The organism is Paenibacillus endophyticus (genome assembly GCF_014192395.1).
GTDB classification, from domain to species: domain Bacteria; phylum Bacillota; class Bacilli; order Paenibacillales; family Paenibacillaceae; genus Pristimantibacillus; species Pristimantibacillus endophyticus.
On sequence record NZ_JACHXW010000003.1, the window covers coordinates 79,530 to 95,506 of the forward strand.

A 15,977-nucleotide genomic window follows, 5' to 3' on the forward strand; every position below is an offset into this window, starting at 1 on the left:
ACGAATAATACCAATACTGATTATTCCTTCTTATATGAGGACATACCTGTAGTTTCTATACGAAATCGAACCTCGCCATCCTTGTCCGTTCGCCAAATTCTCGTTCTCCATTTGGCAAGCTTGGCAAGCACTTCCGGATTCGGATGCCCATAGGTATTCGTTGCTCCTACAGAAGCAACGGCACCAATTGGCCTCCAGTAGGCCATCCATTCCTCACTCGTTGAGAAGCGGCTGCCATGATGTGCAACCTTCATAATCGAAACAGGCGAATGCTCGCTTTCATCCATTCGATTGTGCTGATCATTTCGAATGACGGCTCGCTCCGTCACTGCGTTGATGTCTCCCGAGAACAAAAAGGTCGATTGATAGAGTTTAACGGCCAGGACGACACTGCTTTCATTCTGTTCTTTTTGATTCAGCACATGTTGCTGCGAGTTTTCGATGGCAGGCGGCCATAACACATTCAGCTCTGTCGCAAAATCAAGCTGCTGCCTAATCCCTGCATTCGCCCGATATAAGGGAATTTGCAAAGATACGGCTAACCCTAAAAGCTCCTTGGCGTCATCTGCTTCTTTCACGGTACCGTTCCACCAAATGCAACGAACCGGTATGGTTTCCAAGACAGCCTTCAGCCCCCGGATGTGGTCACTGTCCAAGTGCGAGACGACGAGCAGCTCAATCTCCTGTACTCCCCGTTTCATAAGGAGCGGGACAAGCACCTTTCGGCCTACCTCGAAGGGATCGCGCCGTTTGCGCCATTCCTCTCCCGGCTTCGTGAATGAAAGCGTTCCTCCGCCATCGATTAGAATATGCTTGCCGGTCGGTGTGCGAATATGAATCGCGTCGCCTTGGCCAACGTCGATAAAGCTTACCGCTGCTTGCCGATTAAGGATTTGAGGCTGATAGGCATAAACAAGCAGAGCGGACAAAAGAAGCAGCAGGCTGTACAAGCCTTTGCGCGACCTTTTACCGTATTCATAGCCGAACGGATAACCTGTTGCTGGTCCTAACGGCATTGTCATTGTCGTCTCCAAGTTCTCTGCTCGTTCGATTTCCCTTTCATAATCCATCTGCGCACCTCGTCCGATCACCCGAAAAAGGATGCCAAGCAGCAAAAGCCATCCCGCAACCCACCACAGCGGCGGTGTTGCCCAAATCGTGCGAAGGGATTCAACGCTTGCCAGCCTGTCAACAAAAGCAAACGTCCAATCGTTTGCGTAATGCGAAGCATAAGCGAGCAGCTTCCCGCCCTGCTCCCATGGAATCGCAAGCAATAGTGCGGCAGCACCGAGCGGCATGACAACAAAGCTGATGAAGGGTACCAGCACAAAGTTTGCCAGCATCGATAGGAGATGAAATTGATTAAAATAATAAATTGAAACGGGAAAGGATACGAGCTGCGCGACGAGCGTGACAGCGAACAGATCAAGCAGCGGCTTGCCCCTGCGCCACTTCGGCATCGCACTGCGCACAGGCTGAACACCGACGATCAGGCCTACCGTGACGACAAAAGAAAGCTGAAAGCTCACGTCCTCAATGATGAAAGGATCATATGCAAGCATCATCAAAGCCGCCGCAGCCAGAAGATGCAGCCCATCCTTGAGCTTGCCCATGCGCGCAGCGAGCAGACCAAGCACCGACATTAAGCCTGCGCGAATAACAGACGGCGAAGCACCTGCAAGAAGCACGTAAAAGGGCACCGCAAAAATGAGCAGCAGCAGCGTCCGCTCGCGGCTAATGCGCGCAAAGCGCAGCAGCCCGCTTAGCGCATACATAAATACGGCGACATGCAAGCCTGATATGGCCAATATATGCGTCAAGCCCAGACGCGAGAATTGCTGAAACTGCTCGGGGTCGAGGTCCTCGCGGATGCCGAGGACAAGACCCTTCATGTATCCGGACTGAGCGGACGGATACAGGGCATCCACCCGCCCGCCAAGGTAGGCGCGGGCGCTGTCAACGCGGCCGAGCAGAGCGGCCGCGGTCCACTTTGGGCCCGGTGCCGCTTCGACGGCATCGGTGCCCTGCACGGTAAGCAGCCAGTGGATTCTCTGGCTGCTGAGATAGCGGCGGTAGTCGAAGCCGCCGCTATTGGTAGCGCGGGCCGGGCGCGTCAGCTCGCCCGCCAAGCGCACGCGGTCGCCGCGCTGCCATGCCGCGGCGGTCAATTGCTCCGGCTGCTCTGCGAGCCGGATGTGCACAATCAACCGCTCGCGCACGACACGCGCGGCGCCATCACCCGCGAGGCGGATGCTGTCCGCCGCCACGCGGAACATCACCCGGTCGCCGTCTATCTCCGGCGCCGACATGATCGTGCCCGCCGCTTCCGCCGCAAAAGCGGCTCGCGGGCCTTCCGCCTCAGCGGCGGCGAGCAGGGCCGGCAGCTCGGTCACATTGCGGGCATCCGCCCACAATCGGTGCCCCGCGGCAACGCCTACCGCAAACGCGCATGCTGCCGCGAGCTGCCAGTTCGCCGCCCTGCACAGCACAGCGGCGAGCGCGAGCAGCGCAGCGGCGCCAGTCGCGAGCACGACGCCGCGGCTGCTGAGGCCCGCAGCCGCAGCGCTTCCTCCTACATAGCAAATCGCAAACCATAACAAAGGCCGACGGTTCATCGCAGCGTTCTCCCCCTATTCCTTCCCATCTAACGCAGCCAAGGTGAAATGGCTATTGCCGTCCTTTGGCAGCGCGGAGCGCTTCATTTCGAGAAATATAGAGAATGTACCGCCTAAGGATATACCTTCCTATATTCGCGCAAAAAAGGAACCTCCGACGCATCCAAAGATGCAATCAGAGGTTCCTCCCCCATTTCAATATGCAATTGCCTTGTAAGGTTACATCCATATATACGCTTATGCCCTTATCAAGTAACATCCATAAATATATATATGCTTTTGCCTGTTGCGATTACAACCATATAGGCTGCTCCCTTATGTGGTTACATCCATATACGCCTGGGCAGGAGGTTCGAATTGGTCCAAACACCGAAATTGGATGCCCTTCTGCTTCATCAGACGAATCACCTTCTCGCTGTCCTTCGGATAGCTGCGATGATATACGACTTCGACCACGCCGCTGTTGGCAAGCATGTTGGCACAGGTCCAGCATGGCTGATCCGTCACGTAAACGGTTGAGCCTTCACGGTCAGCCCTGTCGGTGAACAGCAGCAGGTTCTGCTCCGCGTGAATCGTGCGGATGCAGCGCTGCTTCTTGAACAGCTGCTCAATACCGTCCACCAGCTTCATCTCCACCTCTTCCGCAATCATGCAGCCTGCTTCCAGACAATCCTGAACGCCCATCGGTGCGCCGTTATAAGCTGTCCCCAGCAATTTCTTCCCCTGCACAAGCACGGATCCAACATGTCTGCGCGGACAACGCGAGCGGGTCGAAACCATATAGGCGATATCCATAAAATAAGTATCCCAATCTTTGCGGACGGCATCCTGTGTTTCGGTATTCATTCTTCTTACTTCCTTTCTCATGGTGCATTTGATGCTCTAGTTGCATCGCTCAGTCGTGATTAAATGTGCTGGCTTGCCGCTATGGCTTGACCAAGATCGGCCAATATATCCTCAATGCCCTCCGTACCGATAGACAGACGAATCATGCCGGGAGAAACGCCTGCACTGGATTGCTGCTCCTCGGACAATTGCAGATGCGTTGTGCTTGCAGGGTGGATGATAAGCGACTTGGAGTCGCCTACGTTTGCCAAGTGAGAGAAAAGCTCCACCGAATTAATGATTTTCTTGCCGGCTGCAACGCCGCCTTTAATGCCGAAAGTCATAATCGCGCCTTTGCCCTTAGGCAAATATTTTTGTGCGAGCGCATAGGTCGGGTGGCTCTCGAGACCCGGATAATTCACCCATTCAACGGCTTCATGGCTCTCCAAATATTCGGCTACTTTTTGCGCATTGGAGCTGTGGCGTTCCATCCGGAGATGAAGCGTTTCAAGTCCCTGAAGCAGAAGGAAAGAGTTGAAAGGCGAGATCGCCGCACCCATGTCGCGCAATAATTGTACGCGTGCCTTGATAATGTAGGCCACTGGACCAACCGCTTCCGTATACACCACGCCGTTGTAGCTTGGATCAGGCTCAGTCAAGCCTGGGAACTTGCCGCTGGCTTTCCAATCGAACTTGCCTCCGTCTACGATAATGCCGCCAATCGAAGTACCATGACCCCCTATAAATTTGGTGGCAGAGTGGACAACGATATCTGCGCCATGCTCAATCGGCCTGCACAAATACGGGCTAGGGAACGTATTGTCCACAATAAACGGAATGCCATTCTCATGGGCGATTGCCGCAACTGCCTCAATATCAATGATATCACCTTTTGGATTGCCGATGGTTTCAGCGTATACCGCTTTCGTACGTTCATTGATCGCGCCGCGGAAGTTTTCCGGATCGGAAGGATCAACGAAACGAACAGTGATGCCGAGTTTTGCGAGCGTTATGGAGAACAAGTTGTACGTGCCGCCATACAAGCTCGTCGCGGAAACGATTTCATCTCCTGCCCCAGCGATATTAAGAATCGCATATGTAATAGCCGATTGACCAGAAGCAACGGCGAGTGCTGCGGGAGCACCCTCAAGCTCCGCTACCCGTTTCTCGAATACATCCGAAGTTGGGTTCATGATTCTGGAATAAATATTGCCGAACTCCTGCAATGCGAACAGATTCGCCGCATGATCCGTATCTTTGAATCCGTACGATGTCGTTTGGTAGATCGGTACTGCACGCGACATCGTAGTCGGATCGATTTGCTGGCCTCCGTGGACGGATAGCGTATCAAGAGAAAGCTTGCGTTGTTCTGACATTTTCTCGACTCCTTTTAATTGATTAATGAATGATGAAATAATGGCAAGCTTTGGTCGAAAACAGCTGCTCCTTTCCATTCTCTCACAATTATGGACGAGCTACAATGCTATCTTCCATTGCATGTAACAGTTTTTCGCCAATTCCTTTAACCCGCAGCAAGTCCTCAATAGAAGTGAATTTTCCGTTTTTTTGGCGATCCTCCACAATCGCCTCGGCTTTGGCCGGGCCAATCCCTTTGAGCGCATCCAGCTCTGACGCACTGGCACGATTAATATCGAGTTTATCTGCATCCTCATCGTTACCCGATTTTCCGAGCGAGAGATTATTGTTGTTCCCTTTAGGCTCTGCGTCATCCGTTGAATCCGTTACGGCTTTCTCTACCCCAGTCGGTTCTGTCTGCCCGGAAGCATTTCCACTAGGATCAGGCTCTTTCTTGTATGGCTCAGATACCGCATCAGCGGCAATCTCGATATGCCGTTCATCCTTGTTATCCAGTTCCGACAACGCATTCGCAACCTCCTCATTCAGCGGCAGCCATTCTCCTGCAGCCGTACGCTTTGGTTCTATCAAGGAGGCACATAGGAGAATGACCGCTGTCACGATTAGAACGGAAGCGAGCAGCAGCCGTTTATTGCTCAGCAGTGATGCACCTGATTTCATCATTCGCAACACCTTTCCTTCTCATTTTTTTACTTGGAAATGAGTGACATATTAAACAAGTCCCTTGGAATAAGGTAAGAGAGCAGCCGAAAAGATTGACCTGCATGATTTCGGCGGCTCGGGATTGCACGCGCTTGGCCGTCGATCGTCTCGCTTTCGGCTAATCAAACGCGCACCTAACCTATAGGAGGGTTTAGCATGAATGTCGGATTTATCGGAACGGGCACGATGGGCAGCCTGCTTATCGAAGCACTGATAGCATCAGGCGCACTATCGCCAGCACAAATCGCAGTCAGCAACCGTACCTTTGCGAAAGCGAAAGCATTAGCCGACCGTTATACCGGCATGAGAGCCGAATATACGAATGCTAACGCAGCCTGGGGCAGCGATATTATATTTCTTTGCATTAAACCGCTCGAATTCAAAAAAGCTGTGGATGATATCAAATCCGTTCTGCGACCGAATCAAATTGTCGTTTCGATCACAAGCCCCGTGCTAATCTCGCATTTGGAGGGAGAGCTCGACTGCAAAATCGCAAAAGTCATACCAAGCATCACGAACCATGTTTGGAGCGGCGCTTCGCTCTGCATATACGGTCAGACGATGGACGAAACGGACAAAGAGCAGTTGGAAAATCTGCTTTCCCATATCAGCCAGCCGCTTCGCATAGATGAGAGCTATACGAGAGTTGTCTCCGATCTCTCGAGCTGCGGACCAGCCTTTATCTCCTTCTTGCTGGAGCAGTTTGTTGATGCCGCAGTCGAGGAAACCGGCATCGGACGCGACGAAGCGCTGCGGGTCGCAAGCGCTATGCTGCTCGGCACCGGGTTACTGCTGACCGATGGCGGCATGACTCCCTCAGAAGTACAGGAACGTGTAGCTGTACCCGGCGGCATCACCGCCAAAGCATTAAGTATGCTCCGGAGAGAAACGGACGGCGTATTCAACCAGCTGATCCGCACGACGCATGCGAAGTACCAAGAAGATCTTGCCAAAGTTTCATCCGCCTTTATAGGCGAAGAGGTGAACGGACAATAGCTGTTCTTCAGCTATAACCGTTCACCTCTTCAATTTGTATTAATTAGCTACGATATTTACAAGCTTCCCTTTAACCGCGATCACTTTGCGTATTGTTTTGCCGGCAATCAGCTCTTGTACCTTTTCGAGCTCTTTCGCCATGTTTTCCATTTCTGCAACATCCATATCAGCAGCAATGGACACACGTTCCGCTATTTTACCGTTAACCTGAACGACAATTTCAACTTCTTGATCAACGGTCCAACTTTCATCGAAGGTCGGAAACGATGCGTAAGTAAGAGAATCTGTACGTCCCAGCTTTTCCCATAGCTCCTCGGCAATATGCGGAGCGATTGGGGAAAGCAATTGCACGAATTGCTCCATCGCCGCTTTCGGAAGCGAATCTGTCTTGTAAGCTTCATTGACAAAAATCATTAGCTGGCTGATTACGGTATTGAAACGAAGTCCCTCATAATCCTCAGTGATTTTCTTGATGGAGCGGTGCCATGTGCGTTTGAAGGCATCACTCGTATCAGCGTCACTGATTTTGGCATTCAAGCTGCCATCCTCATTAACAAATAGACGCCATACGCGGCTGAGGAAGCGATAGGTGCCTTCAACGCCGTTTGTATTCCAAGGCTTTGTCGCCTCCAGCGGGCCCATGAACATTTCATACATCCGCAAGGTGTCTGCGCCAAATTCATTGACGATATCATCCGGGTTAATGACATTGCCGCGTGACTTGGACATTTTCTCGTTGTTGTTTCCAAGGATCATACCTTGGTTGACCAGCTTGTGGAACGGCTCTTTTGTATCAACGACGCCAATATCGTAGAGCACCTTATGCCAGAATCGGGCATACAAGAGATGCAGTACGGCATGCTCGGCACCGCCAATATATAGATCTACGGGCAGCCATTCCTTTTGTTTCTCAGGCGAGCAAAGCTGCTCGTTGTTTTTCGGATCGATAAATCGCAGGTAGTACCAGCAGCTTCCCGCCCATTGCGGCATCGTATTCGTCTCACGGCGAGCCTTCATTCCCGTTTCAGGATCAATCGTGTTGACCCAATCCGTTACGACAGCTAGCGGTGATTCGCCCGTACCTGAAGGCGTAATCGCATCCACATCAGGAAGCAAGAGCGGCAGCTGATCCTCGGGAACGGTTTTCATTGTGCCGTCCTCCAAGTGAATGATCGGAATCGGCTCACCCCAATAACGCTGACGGCTGAACAACCAATCGCGAAGCCGGTAGGTAATTTTACCATTGCCTTTGCCAGACGCGTCCAAATGCTCGATCATCTTCACAATTGCTTCCTCATTCTTCAAGCCATTGAGAAATTCCGAGTTGACATGCTCCCCGTCACCGGCATATGCTTCCTTCGAAACATCCCCGCCCTGTACGACCTCTACGATCGGAAGATCGAACTGCTTCGCGAATTCCCAGTCGCGAGCATCATGTCCAGGAACAGCCATAATCGCACCAGTTCCATAACCGGCAAGCACATAATCAGCGATCCAGATAGGCGTTTTCACGCCATTAACGGGATTAATCGCGTATGCCCCAGTGAACACGCCTGATTTATCTTTTGCCAAATCTGTTCGCTCAAGATCGCTCTTGCGAGCTGCAGCCTCTTGATAGGCTTGAACAGCAGCCCGTTGTTCCTCGGTTACGATTGCTGCTACAAGCTCATGCTCAGGCGCCAATACGCAATAGGTAGCGCCGAATAAAGTATCGGGACGTGTAGTGAACACAACAAGCGCTGCATCATGTCCATCGATCTCGAAGGTAACTTCCGCGCCTTTCGATTTCCCAATCCAGTTCCGCTGCATATCCTTTATGCTCTCCGACCAGTCCAGCTCTTCCAAGTCATCCAATAAACGATCGGCATATTCCGTAATTCTGAGAATCCATTGACGCATCGGCTTGCGGACAACTGGGTGATTTCCCCGTTCGCTTAGGCCGTTAATGACCTCCTCATTCGCTAGAACCGTACCAAGCGCTTCACACCAGTTAACGGAAACCTCCGCTACATAAGCAAGGCCGCGGTTATACAATTGAATAAATATCCATTGTGTCCATTTGTAATATTCAGGATCCGTCGTACTGATCTCGCGATCCCAGTCGTACGAGAAACCGAGCGATTTGATTTGTCTGCGGAAGTTATCAATATTTTTGAACGTAATGTCGCGCGGATGCTGTCCCGTGTCCAATGCATGCTGCTCAGCCGGCAATCCGAAAGCGTCCCAGCCCATCGGGTGAAGCACGTTATAGCCCTTCATCCGTTTGTAGCGGGATACGATATCTGTAGCGGTATAGCCCTCGGGATGACCTACATGCAGACCTGCTCCTGAAGGGTATGGAAACATATCTAACGCGTAAAATTTCGGTTTGCCCGCATCCTCGGTCGTTTGAAACGTTTTGTTCTTATCCCAGAATTGCTGCCATTTCGGCTCTACGACAAGCGGATTGTAGCCGTGAAATTGCTGTTCTTGACTCATTCGTTGATTTCCTCCTAAATGTACATGCTGGTTGCGGATACCTGAATAAAAACATAAAACCTCCCGCCCCTAGCGATTAACGCTAGGGACGAGAGGTTGTTCTCCCGTGGTACCACCCTAGTTAGCGGCAGGCATGCTTTGCCTATCGCTCACTTGTCGCCCTTATCGCGGGCCAAACGGTGCTATTCCCTACCGGCTATCGATCAATTCGCCGGTGGATTATACGCACAGCTCCAAGGCGAGCTTCATTCCGCAGCAGGTCCGGCTTTCACCCTACAACACCGGCTCTCTAAGCCTAGCCAACGAAATTACTGTTCCTCTTCAACGCTCCATATGCATGAAAATGGTTAGTTTCAATTATAAAGATCGTGAGGTTCGGTGTCAAGACATCAGTGTCATGCTTAATACTGTCCAGGACCGTGCCGAATCGAGCTGGCAACACCCTTATATCCACGTTTTAAACGATTTATTGACCATCTTTACATTATTCATTTTTGCCCAGCTTTTTAATTCCGTGATTCCTCTATCTTCATCATTTAAATACCTAAACGCCAAATCCATTGGAACGATTCTCCTTCTGTGAGGCAATATCCCGATAACAGGTTGAAAGTACCCTCTGGTCATAATCACTTTGATATCCATCGAATGAATGATATTCCCATTTAATAGGATTTGCCCATTGGATAGGCATAATTCGGTCGGTTTCTTGAAAAATGTTCTGTATAATACGAGTAACAGAACAACGATACATAGAACTATCGCTGTTACCGATACGTAGTATATACCTCTCTGATCCTGATCCCATGATCGCAATACAAGAGTAGAATGAATCATTAGAATAGCAATCATGCCTATAATCGTACAAATTCTTGATGGACTCTTTACTTGATGCTTTATTTCCCTCAACCTTGTCACCCCTTATTCCAATCACTTAGCTGCTTCCAAATACATTTCTCAATCCAAGCATTTTTGTTGTTTTTCAAAATACAATCAATTTCCTTTTATGGGCTTAAGACATACATCATAAGAGAATCTGTAGATTCATAATAAAAGCTTAAAAAATCCAAAAAGCAGTAATTCAACAGCTAGCAATAATCCACTTAAAAAAATCGAGATAAGCGAGCTTGAAGCCGTCTTCCCATTATTAACGCCAAAAAGTCCGAAAACACTTATTAATAAGGAAAATATAGCCATCCAAAGTATTATTATATGACCATTATGAGACAAAACAGAGGTGAAACCCGATAGATAAAAACCACACCAACATAGAAGCGAAAACCCGTCATTGCTTCTTGTTCCAAAGCTGCACAAATCAATTGAGCGATATCTTCGGGTGTTGAAATTCGTAATGGAAATTGGCAGTATGACAGCTCTGAAATACTATGTCGAAAGCGAGTTCGGTATCGCACTCGTTCCAAAGGTCGTTTTGAACCCAGTACCCGCAGGAAGATCATTTCTCGTTCTTTATAAATAAATACTTCCAGTCATTCATAAAGTCGCTTTGAAAAGATCTATTGAAGTAGTTAATATGTTCGTTCCAGAAATCAATTGAATCACAATCATATTTACCTAAAATGAATGCCGGGTACTAAATTCAATTCATTTATTAATTTCTTAATTGAACGATAATTAATCTTCATGTCCTTATGCAACCAGTATTGATACGTATGTAAAACATGATAAAGTGTAGGATTCAATGGATCAAATCTAATATAAATAAAAAGATTATATAAGGAATCCATTACGTTTTTTGCATACATCTTCTCAAGTATAATGAACACCCTCTTATTTATTTAAAAAGATATTTATAATAGGCTGGGAATTCTCGTATTATTGAGTAAATATCTCTAAACTCAAAAATGTTGGCGTGAGCCGCATACACTTCCTTAATATCCATTTTTCTAAACGCTAATTTGGTCCTTGAAACATGAAAATATTGTGTAATAACCATAACGGAGTCCAATTTTAATTCATCCATAATCTTGCTGGTATTTTGGGCGGTCATATATGAGTTGTAGCCATTATTGTCCTCTATAATTTTATCTTCCGGTATCCCTTTATCTATTAGGTAAGCTTTCATAGCCTTTGCCTCGTCGAAACCTTCCTTACCAATACCACCACTAACTAAGATGAAATTAAAATAGCCTCCATCATAAAGTTCTACGGACGTATCTAATCTTGCTTTTAACCGCTCGGAAGGCTGTCCATCCACTTCTACTTTATTTCCCAATACTGCAGCTATGTCAACTGGCTTCAATTCATCATTCAACCCATCTACTATCAAGAAAGCAGTGTGAAAGATAAACCAGATGAAAAGACTTGCTGCTGCTATTAAAAATCGTTTCATGAAAACATAGTTCAATTTCTCACCTGCATTCTCTCATTTTTTACCCATAATCCTTCCTAAATATTATCATACTTGGGAGTATGAAACATACAACGCAGTCGACCCATTACTCTCGTTTAATAATCGCTTCCCACATTATCGCATTATTCAGACGAGAAACTGGAGCAATTCGATTGTGAATGTTTGGTTTTGCGGGCATAACACTCCCCTATTAAAACCCATTTTTCTAAAAATAGTTAGCAGTCTAGCTAATAGTCCATGCCTAAAAAATCGTCTCGCGTACACTGAATCATCTTATAGGGAGGTGTCGTTGTTGAGTTGTCCCGATATAAAAAAACGGTGTAAAAAGAAAGCCATTTTTGTGTGTCATCCAAAAGGGAGAAAAATGAAACGTCATCATCGAGTTAATAAGAAGACCGCTTGTAAAAACTGTCCCCCTCCTACTGGGCGCCAAATACTTCGAGGACTTGCGGGAGCCATTGCAGATGCTGGACCGGCAGGACTAGCAGGAGCGCTTGGACCAGCTGGATTAGCTGGACTCGCCGGAGCACTTGGAGCGGCAGGGCCAGCTGGATTAGCTGGACTTGCTGGCGCACTTGGTGCAGCCGGACTTGTTGGAGCAACTGGTGCAACCGGACTTGCTGGAACGACAGGTCCAACAGGGCCAGCAGGTACTGGAGGATTAATTCCCTTTTCAACGGGGATCATTCTTAGCGGTGCTGCAGTCGTATCGGCTGCTCCAATTTTAATGGGTTTTGGCAATAACACGGTCGAAGTTATCGGCGGGTCTGGAGAATCAACTATGCCACCCGAAGCAGGTGGTTTTGCTTTCCCCATTCCTTTTGCGGGTACCGTTCATAATTTACAAATAAGCGCAGACCTATTGGTTGCATCTGTTGTTTCAATAAATACGCTCGGACTTCAATACGAGTTTACGGTGTTCCGCGCACCTTCTGTTCCGAATAATGGAATTGATCATAGCTCTTCATCTTACGTGACAACTCCTTTAACTAGTTCTGTTAGATTCGGATTTCCGAATAATATCATTACAGCTGGTACTTTCCGAACCGCATCGAATATTAATGTTGGGGGATCCTTAGTAGTTGCGGCGGGTGACCGTATTGGTATTCGCGTACGGACGCTTGCATCGACGGATGCCTCCGCAGCTGATATCACGCAGCTCTCATTTAACGCCAGTCTAAATTACACCCCTTCTTAACAGCCACAAAATTTACTGAATTAATCTCTGCCCATTAGTTGAATGAACAGTTGATCGAGTTGCCGGATGCTTGTTGCAATTGTGTCCCTTCACTAAACCAACCTGCCCTTCAACACAACGAGGCTGCCCTTTCATGCCGCCAGCCTCGTCCTCGTGATTGTTATGTTATCGTAACCAGTCGTATTTTGAGGCCAGCCCATTTCTATTGGTTGGCCATTTTTGTTATCCAATATTTTGTGTAACAAGGCATCTTGATCTTATTCGTAAACCTTTTCGTTTCACATCAAGCCATAAAATCAGGTCTGCACAAAGTAAAACCATTGCTTTCGGCAATGGTCATTTTCTACATGCCATGGCTCTATGCTGTTTTACTGTAAGGTCATCCCTGCTGCTTCTGCTCTTCCTTTCAATATACCGCATGTACCGAAACGATAAAGCTTGTGTTAAGATAGTGCTGATCTCACACTCGCTGCTCGCAGGCGAACGATTATTGTCATATGGGAGGCATCTAGCGTATGGAATCTATCCATCGCTTTTCTTTGATTCGGTCGCTTAAAGGCAGGCTGGCAATTATATTGACGGTTGCAACTATTATTCCTATTTTGCTCACCGGCTATATCTCGTACAGATGGATCTATATCGTACAAACTGAGAAGATTGAGGGAGACTGGCTCGATAAGGTTCAGCGCGAACGGGACGAGCTCGACCGGAAGCTCGATGAGCTTGGGCGCGTGTCGCAGCTCATGGATATCGAAGGCGGCATCGGGCAAGATGTGGTCAACTTCATCACAAGCAGCAGCTCTTTTGACCGTGCCATTCTATATCGCAAAATTAACCAATCAGTAGCCAACGTCAATTTTTCAAATCCTAATCTCGGCGTTATGTTTTATTACGCACCGGAGCAGGCAGAGCCCCTGCTGTTTCCGAATGCCAATGTGAAGCTCCAGTTCAAACCCGAACATTTAAGAGCCTTTTTCAAGCAGAAGCTGTTCACTTATTACGGCCCGCATGAATCATTGGACGAGGCTAATCGAGCCGAGCCTGTATTCTCATTGCTCCGCAAGCTAGAATATGGACATGGTCGCTTCTTGTATGCCTACATCGAGACGAAGGTTATCGGGCTGGATGCAATGTTCGATGCCGCAGCCAAACCGGGCAGTTCCTCGAATTCCCCCTTGTACCATGTACTGACGGCGCCTGGCGAGTATATTGCCTATAGCAACATGGATAACGGAGCAGAAGAAATCGGCAGAAGCTTCGCCCCGCCTGAAAACGCATACAAAATTTTTCAAGCGAGCGGAAGACAAGGCTGGACCCTCTACCAGCTTATTCCGAAGGAAGCGTACAATCGCGAAATGAACAAATGGCTTTCGCAATTTATGCTGTTTGCATCATTATCTCTCGTGCTCGGCATCATCCTGGCATGGTTGATCTGGCGCATGGTGTACCGTCCTATTCGGATTATTAACCGCGAAATTACGAGATTTAGCGACAATCCGTCCCTAACCCGCATATCCGCAACCGGATTATCAGAGTTCAACCACATGCTCGATAACTTCCATCAGATGAGCCGCCGCATCTCTGAGCTGATTATAGACGTGGAGGACAAGGAAAAACGGCGAGGTCAGCTGGAGGTGGAGAAGCTGCTTGTCCAAATCAATCCGCATTTCCTGCATAACACCTTGAATACGATCCAGTGGCTCGCCCGCATCGAAGGCCAAACCAATATCGCGCGGCTGGTCTCGATCTTCACAAGGGTTTTACATTATAACCTGGGCAAGAAAAACATTATCGTAACGGTGCGCGAAGAGGTTGATGCCGTTCGGGACTACATCGATTTGCAAAATATCAGATACGATCACTCTTTCAATGTGAGGCTGAGCATCGAGCCGGCATGCCTGGACGTTCCGATTCCGCGCTTTATTCTACAACCGTTAGTCGAAAACGCGCTGTATCACGGCTTCGATGACGATGACCGCGGCGAAATCGAGGTTGCGATAACGCGGGCTAACAGCTCCTTGTTCCTTCGCGTGAAGGACAATGGCAAAGGCATCCCGGAGGACAAGCTCCTCGCGATGCTGGAGGAGGAGAACGATCAGCTCCGCAAGTCGGGCCTTGGAATTGGGCTGCGCTACGTCAAAAAAATGTTGGACGTCTATTATGGAACAGAAGCACAATTAACGATGGAAAGCGGGACAGGAATCGGAACAACGATTGCCATTCGCCTCCCGGATACCATAAAAGGAGTGGAAACCCTTGATTCAGGCTCTTATCGTGGATGACGAAAGCTTGGTACGCAAAGGGATGCGGCTGATGTTCCCCTGGAGCAAGTTCGGCGTAGAAATTGCTGGCGAAGCCGCAACTGGCGAGCGCGCCATGGCGTTTTTGCGATCGCACCCTGTTCAGCTAATGATGACCGATATTACGATGCCCGGGATGACTGGCTTGGAGCTGATGAAACAGGCACAGGCGCATGATCCCGCGCTGAAAGTCGTGATCCTCACCTGCCACCAGGATTTTGAATTCATTCAGGAGGCGCTTCGCCTCGGTGCGATTGATTATATCGTCAAAACGCAGCTGGAGGAAATAGATCTCGATGTGACCATGGAGCGGATACTGAAGGCTGTCCGTCAGGATACATCGAGCAATCATTCGACCAAGGAGAAGCTCGTCCTCGCCCGCACAGCGGCTGCTAATGCAAGCGCTGATCTGCAGTGGATTATGGAAGACGACAGATTCAGCGTAATATCCCACGCGATTAATGAGCTGGAGCAAGCAGGCAGCCGTGAGTCCTATTCCATTCTGGCCGCTGCCGCGGAGCGCTGGAAACGCAGTTTTCCGATGTTTGATTGGGATCGGCGTCCCTCCCTGCCTACTAGCGGCGGTGCCGCCAGCTGGCTGCAAGGCTTACGATCGGAGCTGGCCGCATGGCTGAGAAGCTCAGCCTATTCCGAGGATGTCATCCGGGCGGTCGTCAAAGCCGTCGAACTGATTGCAGAGCACCCCGGCCAGCATATGAAGCAAAGTGAAATCTGCCAGTTGGTTAGTCTGAGCAAAAGCTATTTCAGCACCAGCTTCCGGGATATTATGCGGCTGACGTTCAGCCACTACCTTCAGACAGCAAGCCTTAACGCAGCGAAGGAGCTACTCCTATCAACGAATCATCCGGTTTATCTCATCGCTGAAAAATGCGGTTTTATGGACCAGCGTTACTTCAGCAAGCTGTTCAAAGAACAAACCGGCATGCTACCAAGCGAATTCAGGCAGCAGCAAACGGGACGTTCCTAAACCGATCGAAGAAGCCCGAAAGCGGCTGGCGGCATCATCCGCTGCGCTTTCGGGCTTTTTACCGTCTACTGATGCATCAGTCTGGAGAAAATATTCCTCATATAGTGTGACGGAAATTTTCTGATGGCGC

At 48.9% G+C, this 15,977-nt stretch carries 10 protein-coding genes, 1 pseudogene and 1 other annotated feature; of the genes and pseudogenes, 5 read left to right on the forward strand and 6 right to left on the reverse strand.

Annotated elements, in window-relative coordinates; all coding sequences use genetic code 11:
* Positions 1 to 20: 20 nt before the first annotated feature.
* The 4 genes from FHS16_RS05840 to FHS16_RS05855 all read right to left on the reverse strand — a co-directional run bounded on the left by FHS16_RS05840 (position 21) and on the right by FHS16_RS05855 (position 5,480).
* The gene (locus tag FHS16_RS05840) at positions 21 to 2,615 is read right to left on the reverse strand and encodes a DNA internalization-related competence protein ComEC/Rec2 (RefSeq protein WP_183559877.1); all 2,595 of its coding nucleotides are present in this window, start codon (positions 2,613 to 2,615) and stop codon (positions 21 to 23) included.
* A 315-nt stretch (positions 2,616 to 2,930) separates the two neighbouring features.
* The gene (locus FHS16_RS05845; RefSeq protein WP_183559879.1) at positions 2,931 to 3,461 is read right to left on the reverse strand and encodes a deoxycytidylate deaminase; all 531 of its coding nucleotides are present in this window, start codon (positions 3,459 to 3,461) and stop codon (positions 2,931 to 2,933) included.
* A 59-nt stretch (positions 3,462 to 3,520) separates the two neighbouring features.
* Positions 3,521 to 4,816 (reverse strand): homocysteine synthase, encoded by a 1,296-nt coding sequence (locus tag FHS16_RS05850; RefSeq protein WP_183559881.1) that lies wholly within the window; start codon positions 4,814 to 4,816, stop codon positions 3,521 to 3,523.
* A gap of 88 nt (positions 4,817 to 4,904) precedes the next feature.
* Positions 4,905 to 5,480 carry a ComEA family DNA-binding protein gene (locus FHS16_RS05855; RefSeq protein WP_183559884.1) on the reverse strand — a complete coding sequence of 192 codons (576 nt, stop codon included), beginning with the start codon at positions 5,478 to 5,480 and terminating at the stop codon, positions 4,905 to 4,907.
* A 195-nt stretch (positions 5,481 to 5,675) separates the two neighbouring features.
* On the opposite strand from FHS16_RS05855, the gene comER reads away from it, so the two are divergent.
* Positions 5,676 to 6,515: a late competence protein ComER gene (gene comER / locus FHS16_RS05860; protein WP_183559886.1), complete on the forward strand. Its 840-nt coding sequence runs from the start codon at positions 5,676 to 5,678 to the stop codon at positions 6,513 to 6,515.
* 39 nt (positions 6,516 to 6,554) lie between these two features.
* Here the strand turns inward: comER and leuS are convergent, their stop codons facing one another.
* The gene (gene leuS / locus FHS16_RS05865; RefSeq protein WP_183559888.1) at positions 6,555 to 8,993 is read right to left on the reverse strand and encodes a leucine--tRNA ligase; all 2,439 of its coding nucleotides are present in this window, start codon (positions 8,991 to 8,993) and stop codon (positions 6,555 to 6,557) included.
* 81 nt (positions 8,994 to 9,074) lie between these two features.
* Positions 9,075 to 9,327, reverse strand: a binding site (T-box leader).
* Positions 9,328 to 10,341: 1,014 nt separating this feature from the next.
* On the opposite strand from leuS, the pseudogene FHS16_RS32825 reads away from it, so the two are divergent.
* Positions 10,342 to 10,440 (forward strand): annotated as a pseudogene (locus FHS16_RS32825) (LysR family transcriptional regulator); the annotation flags it as partial.
* A 342-nt stretch (positions 10,441 to 10,782) separates the two neighbouring features.
* On the opposite strand, the gene FHS16_RS05870 reads toward FHS16_RS32825, so the two are convergent.
* Positions 10,783 to 11,355 carry a YdcF family protein gene (locus FHS16_RS05870; RefSeq protein WP_246431626.1) on the reverse strand — a complete coding sequence of 191 codons (573 nt, stop codon included), beginning with the start codon at positions 11,353 to 11,355 and terminating at the stop codon, positions 10,783 to 10,785.
* A 370-nt stretch (positions 11,356 to 11,725) separates the two neighbouring features.
* Between FHS16_RS05870 and FHS16_RS05875 the strand changes: the two genes are divergently transcribed.
* From FHS16_RS05875 to FHS16_RS05885, 3 genes are all read left to right on the forward strand, one after another.
* A complete protein-coding gene (locus FHS16_RS05875) occupies positions 11,726 to 12,559 on the forward strand; it encodes a hypothetical protein (RefSeq protein ID WP_183559890.1) in 834 nt (277 codons plus the stop codon).
* A gap of 515 nt (positions 12,560 to 13,074) precedes the next feature.
* A complete protein-coding gene (locus FHS16_RS05880) occupies positions 13,075 to 14,841 on the forward strand; it encodes a sensor histidine kinase (protein WP_183559892.1) in 1,767 nt (588 codons plus the stop codon).
* Positions 14,816 to 15,847: a response regulator gene (locus tag FHS16_RS05885; protein WP_183559894.1), complete on the forward strand. Its 1,032-nt coding sequence runs from the start codon at positions 14,816 to 14,818 to the stop codon at positions 15,845 to 15,847. Before FHS16_RS05880 ends, FHS16_RS05885 begins: the two co-directional genes overlap by 26 nt.
* Positions 15,848 to 15,977 lie beyond the last annotated feature (130 nt).

Coding starts and splice junctions, on each gene's coding strand:
- comER (WP_183559886.1), top strand. CDS start 5,676: ATGAATGTCGGATTTATCGGAACGGGCACGATGGGCAGCCTGCTTATC.
- FHS16_RS05875 (WP_183559890.1), top strand. CDS start 11,726: ATGAAACGTCATCATCGAGTTAATAAGAAGACCGCTTGTAAAAACTGT.
- FHS16_RS05855 (WP_183559884.1), bottom strand. CDS start 5,480: ATGATGAAATCAGGTGCATCACTGCTGAGCAATAAACGGCTGCTGCTC.
- FHS16_RS05880 (WP_183559892.1), top strand. CDS start 13,075: ATGGAATCTATCCATCGCTTTTCTTTGATTCGGTCGCTTAAAGGCAGG.
- FHS16_RS05850 (WP_183559881.1), bottom strand. CDS start 4,816: ATGTCAGAACAACGCAAGCTTTCTCTTGATACGCTATCCGTCCACGGA.
- FHS16_RS05840 (WP_183559877.1), bottom strand. CDS start 2,615: ATGAACCGTCGGCCTTTGTTATGGTTTGCGATTTGCTATGTAGGAGGA.
- leuS (WP_183559888.1), bottom strand. CDS start 8,993: ATGAGTCAAGAACAGCAATTTCACGGCTACAATCCGCTTGTCGTAGAG.
- FHS16_RS05845 (WP_183559879.1), bottom strand. CDS start 3,461: ATGAATACCGAAACACAGGATGCCGTCCGCAAAGATTGGGATACTTAT.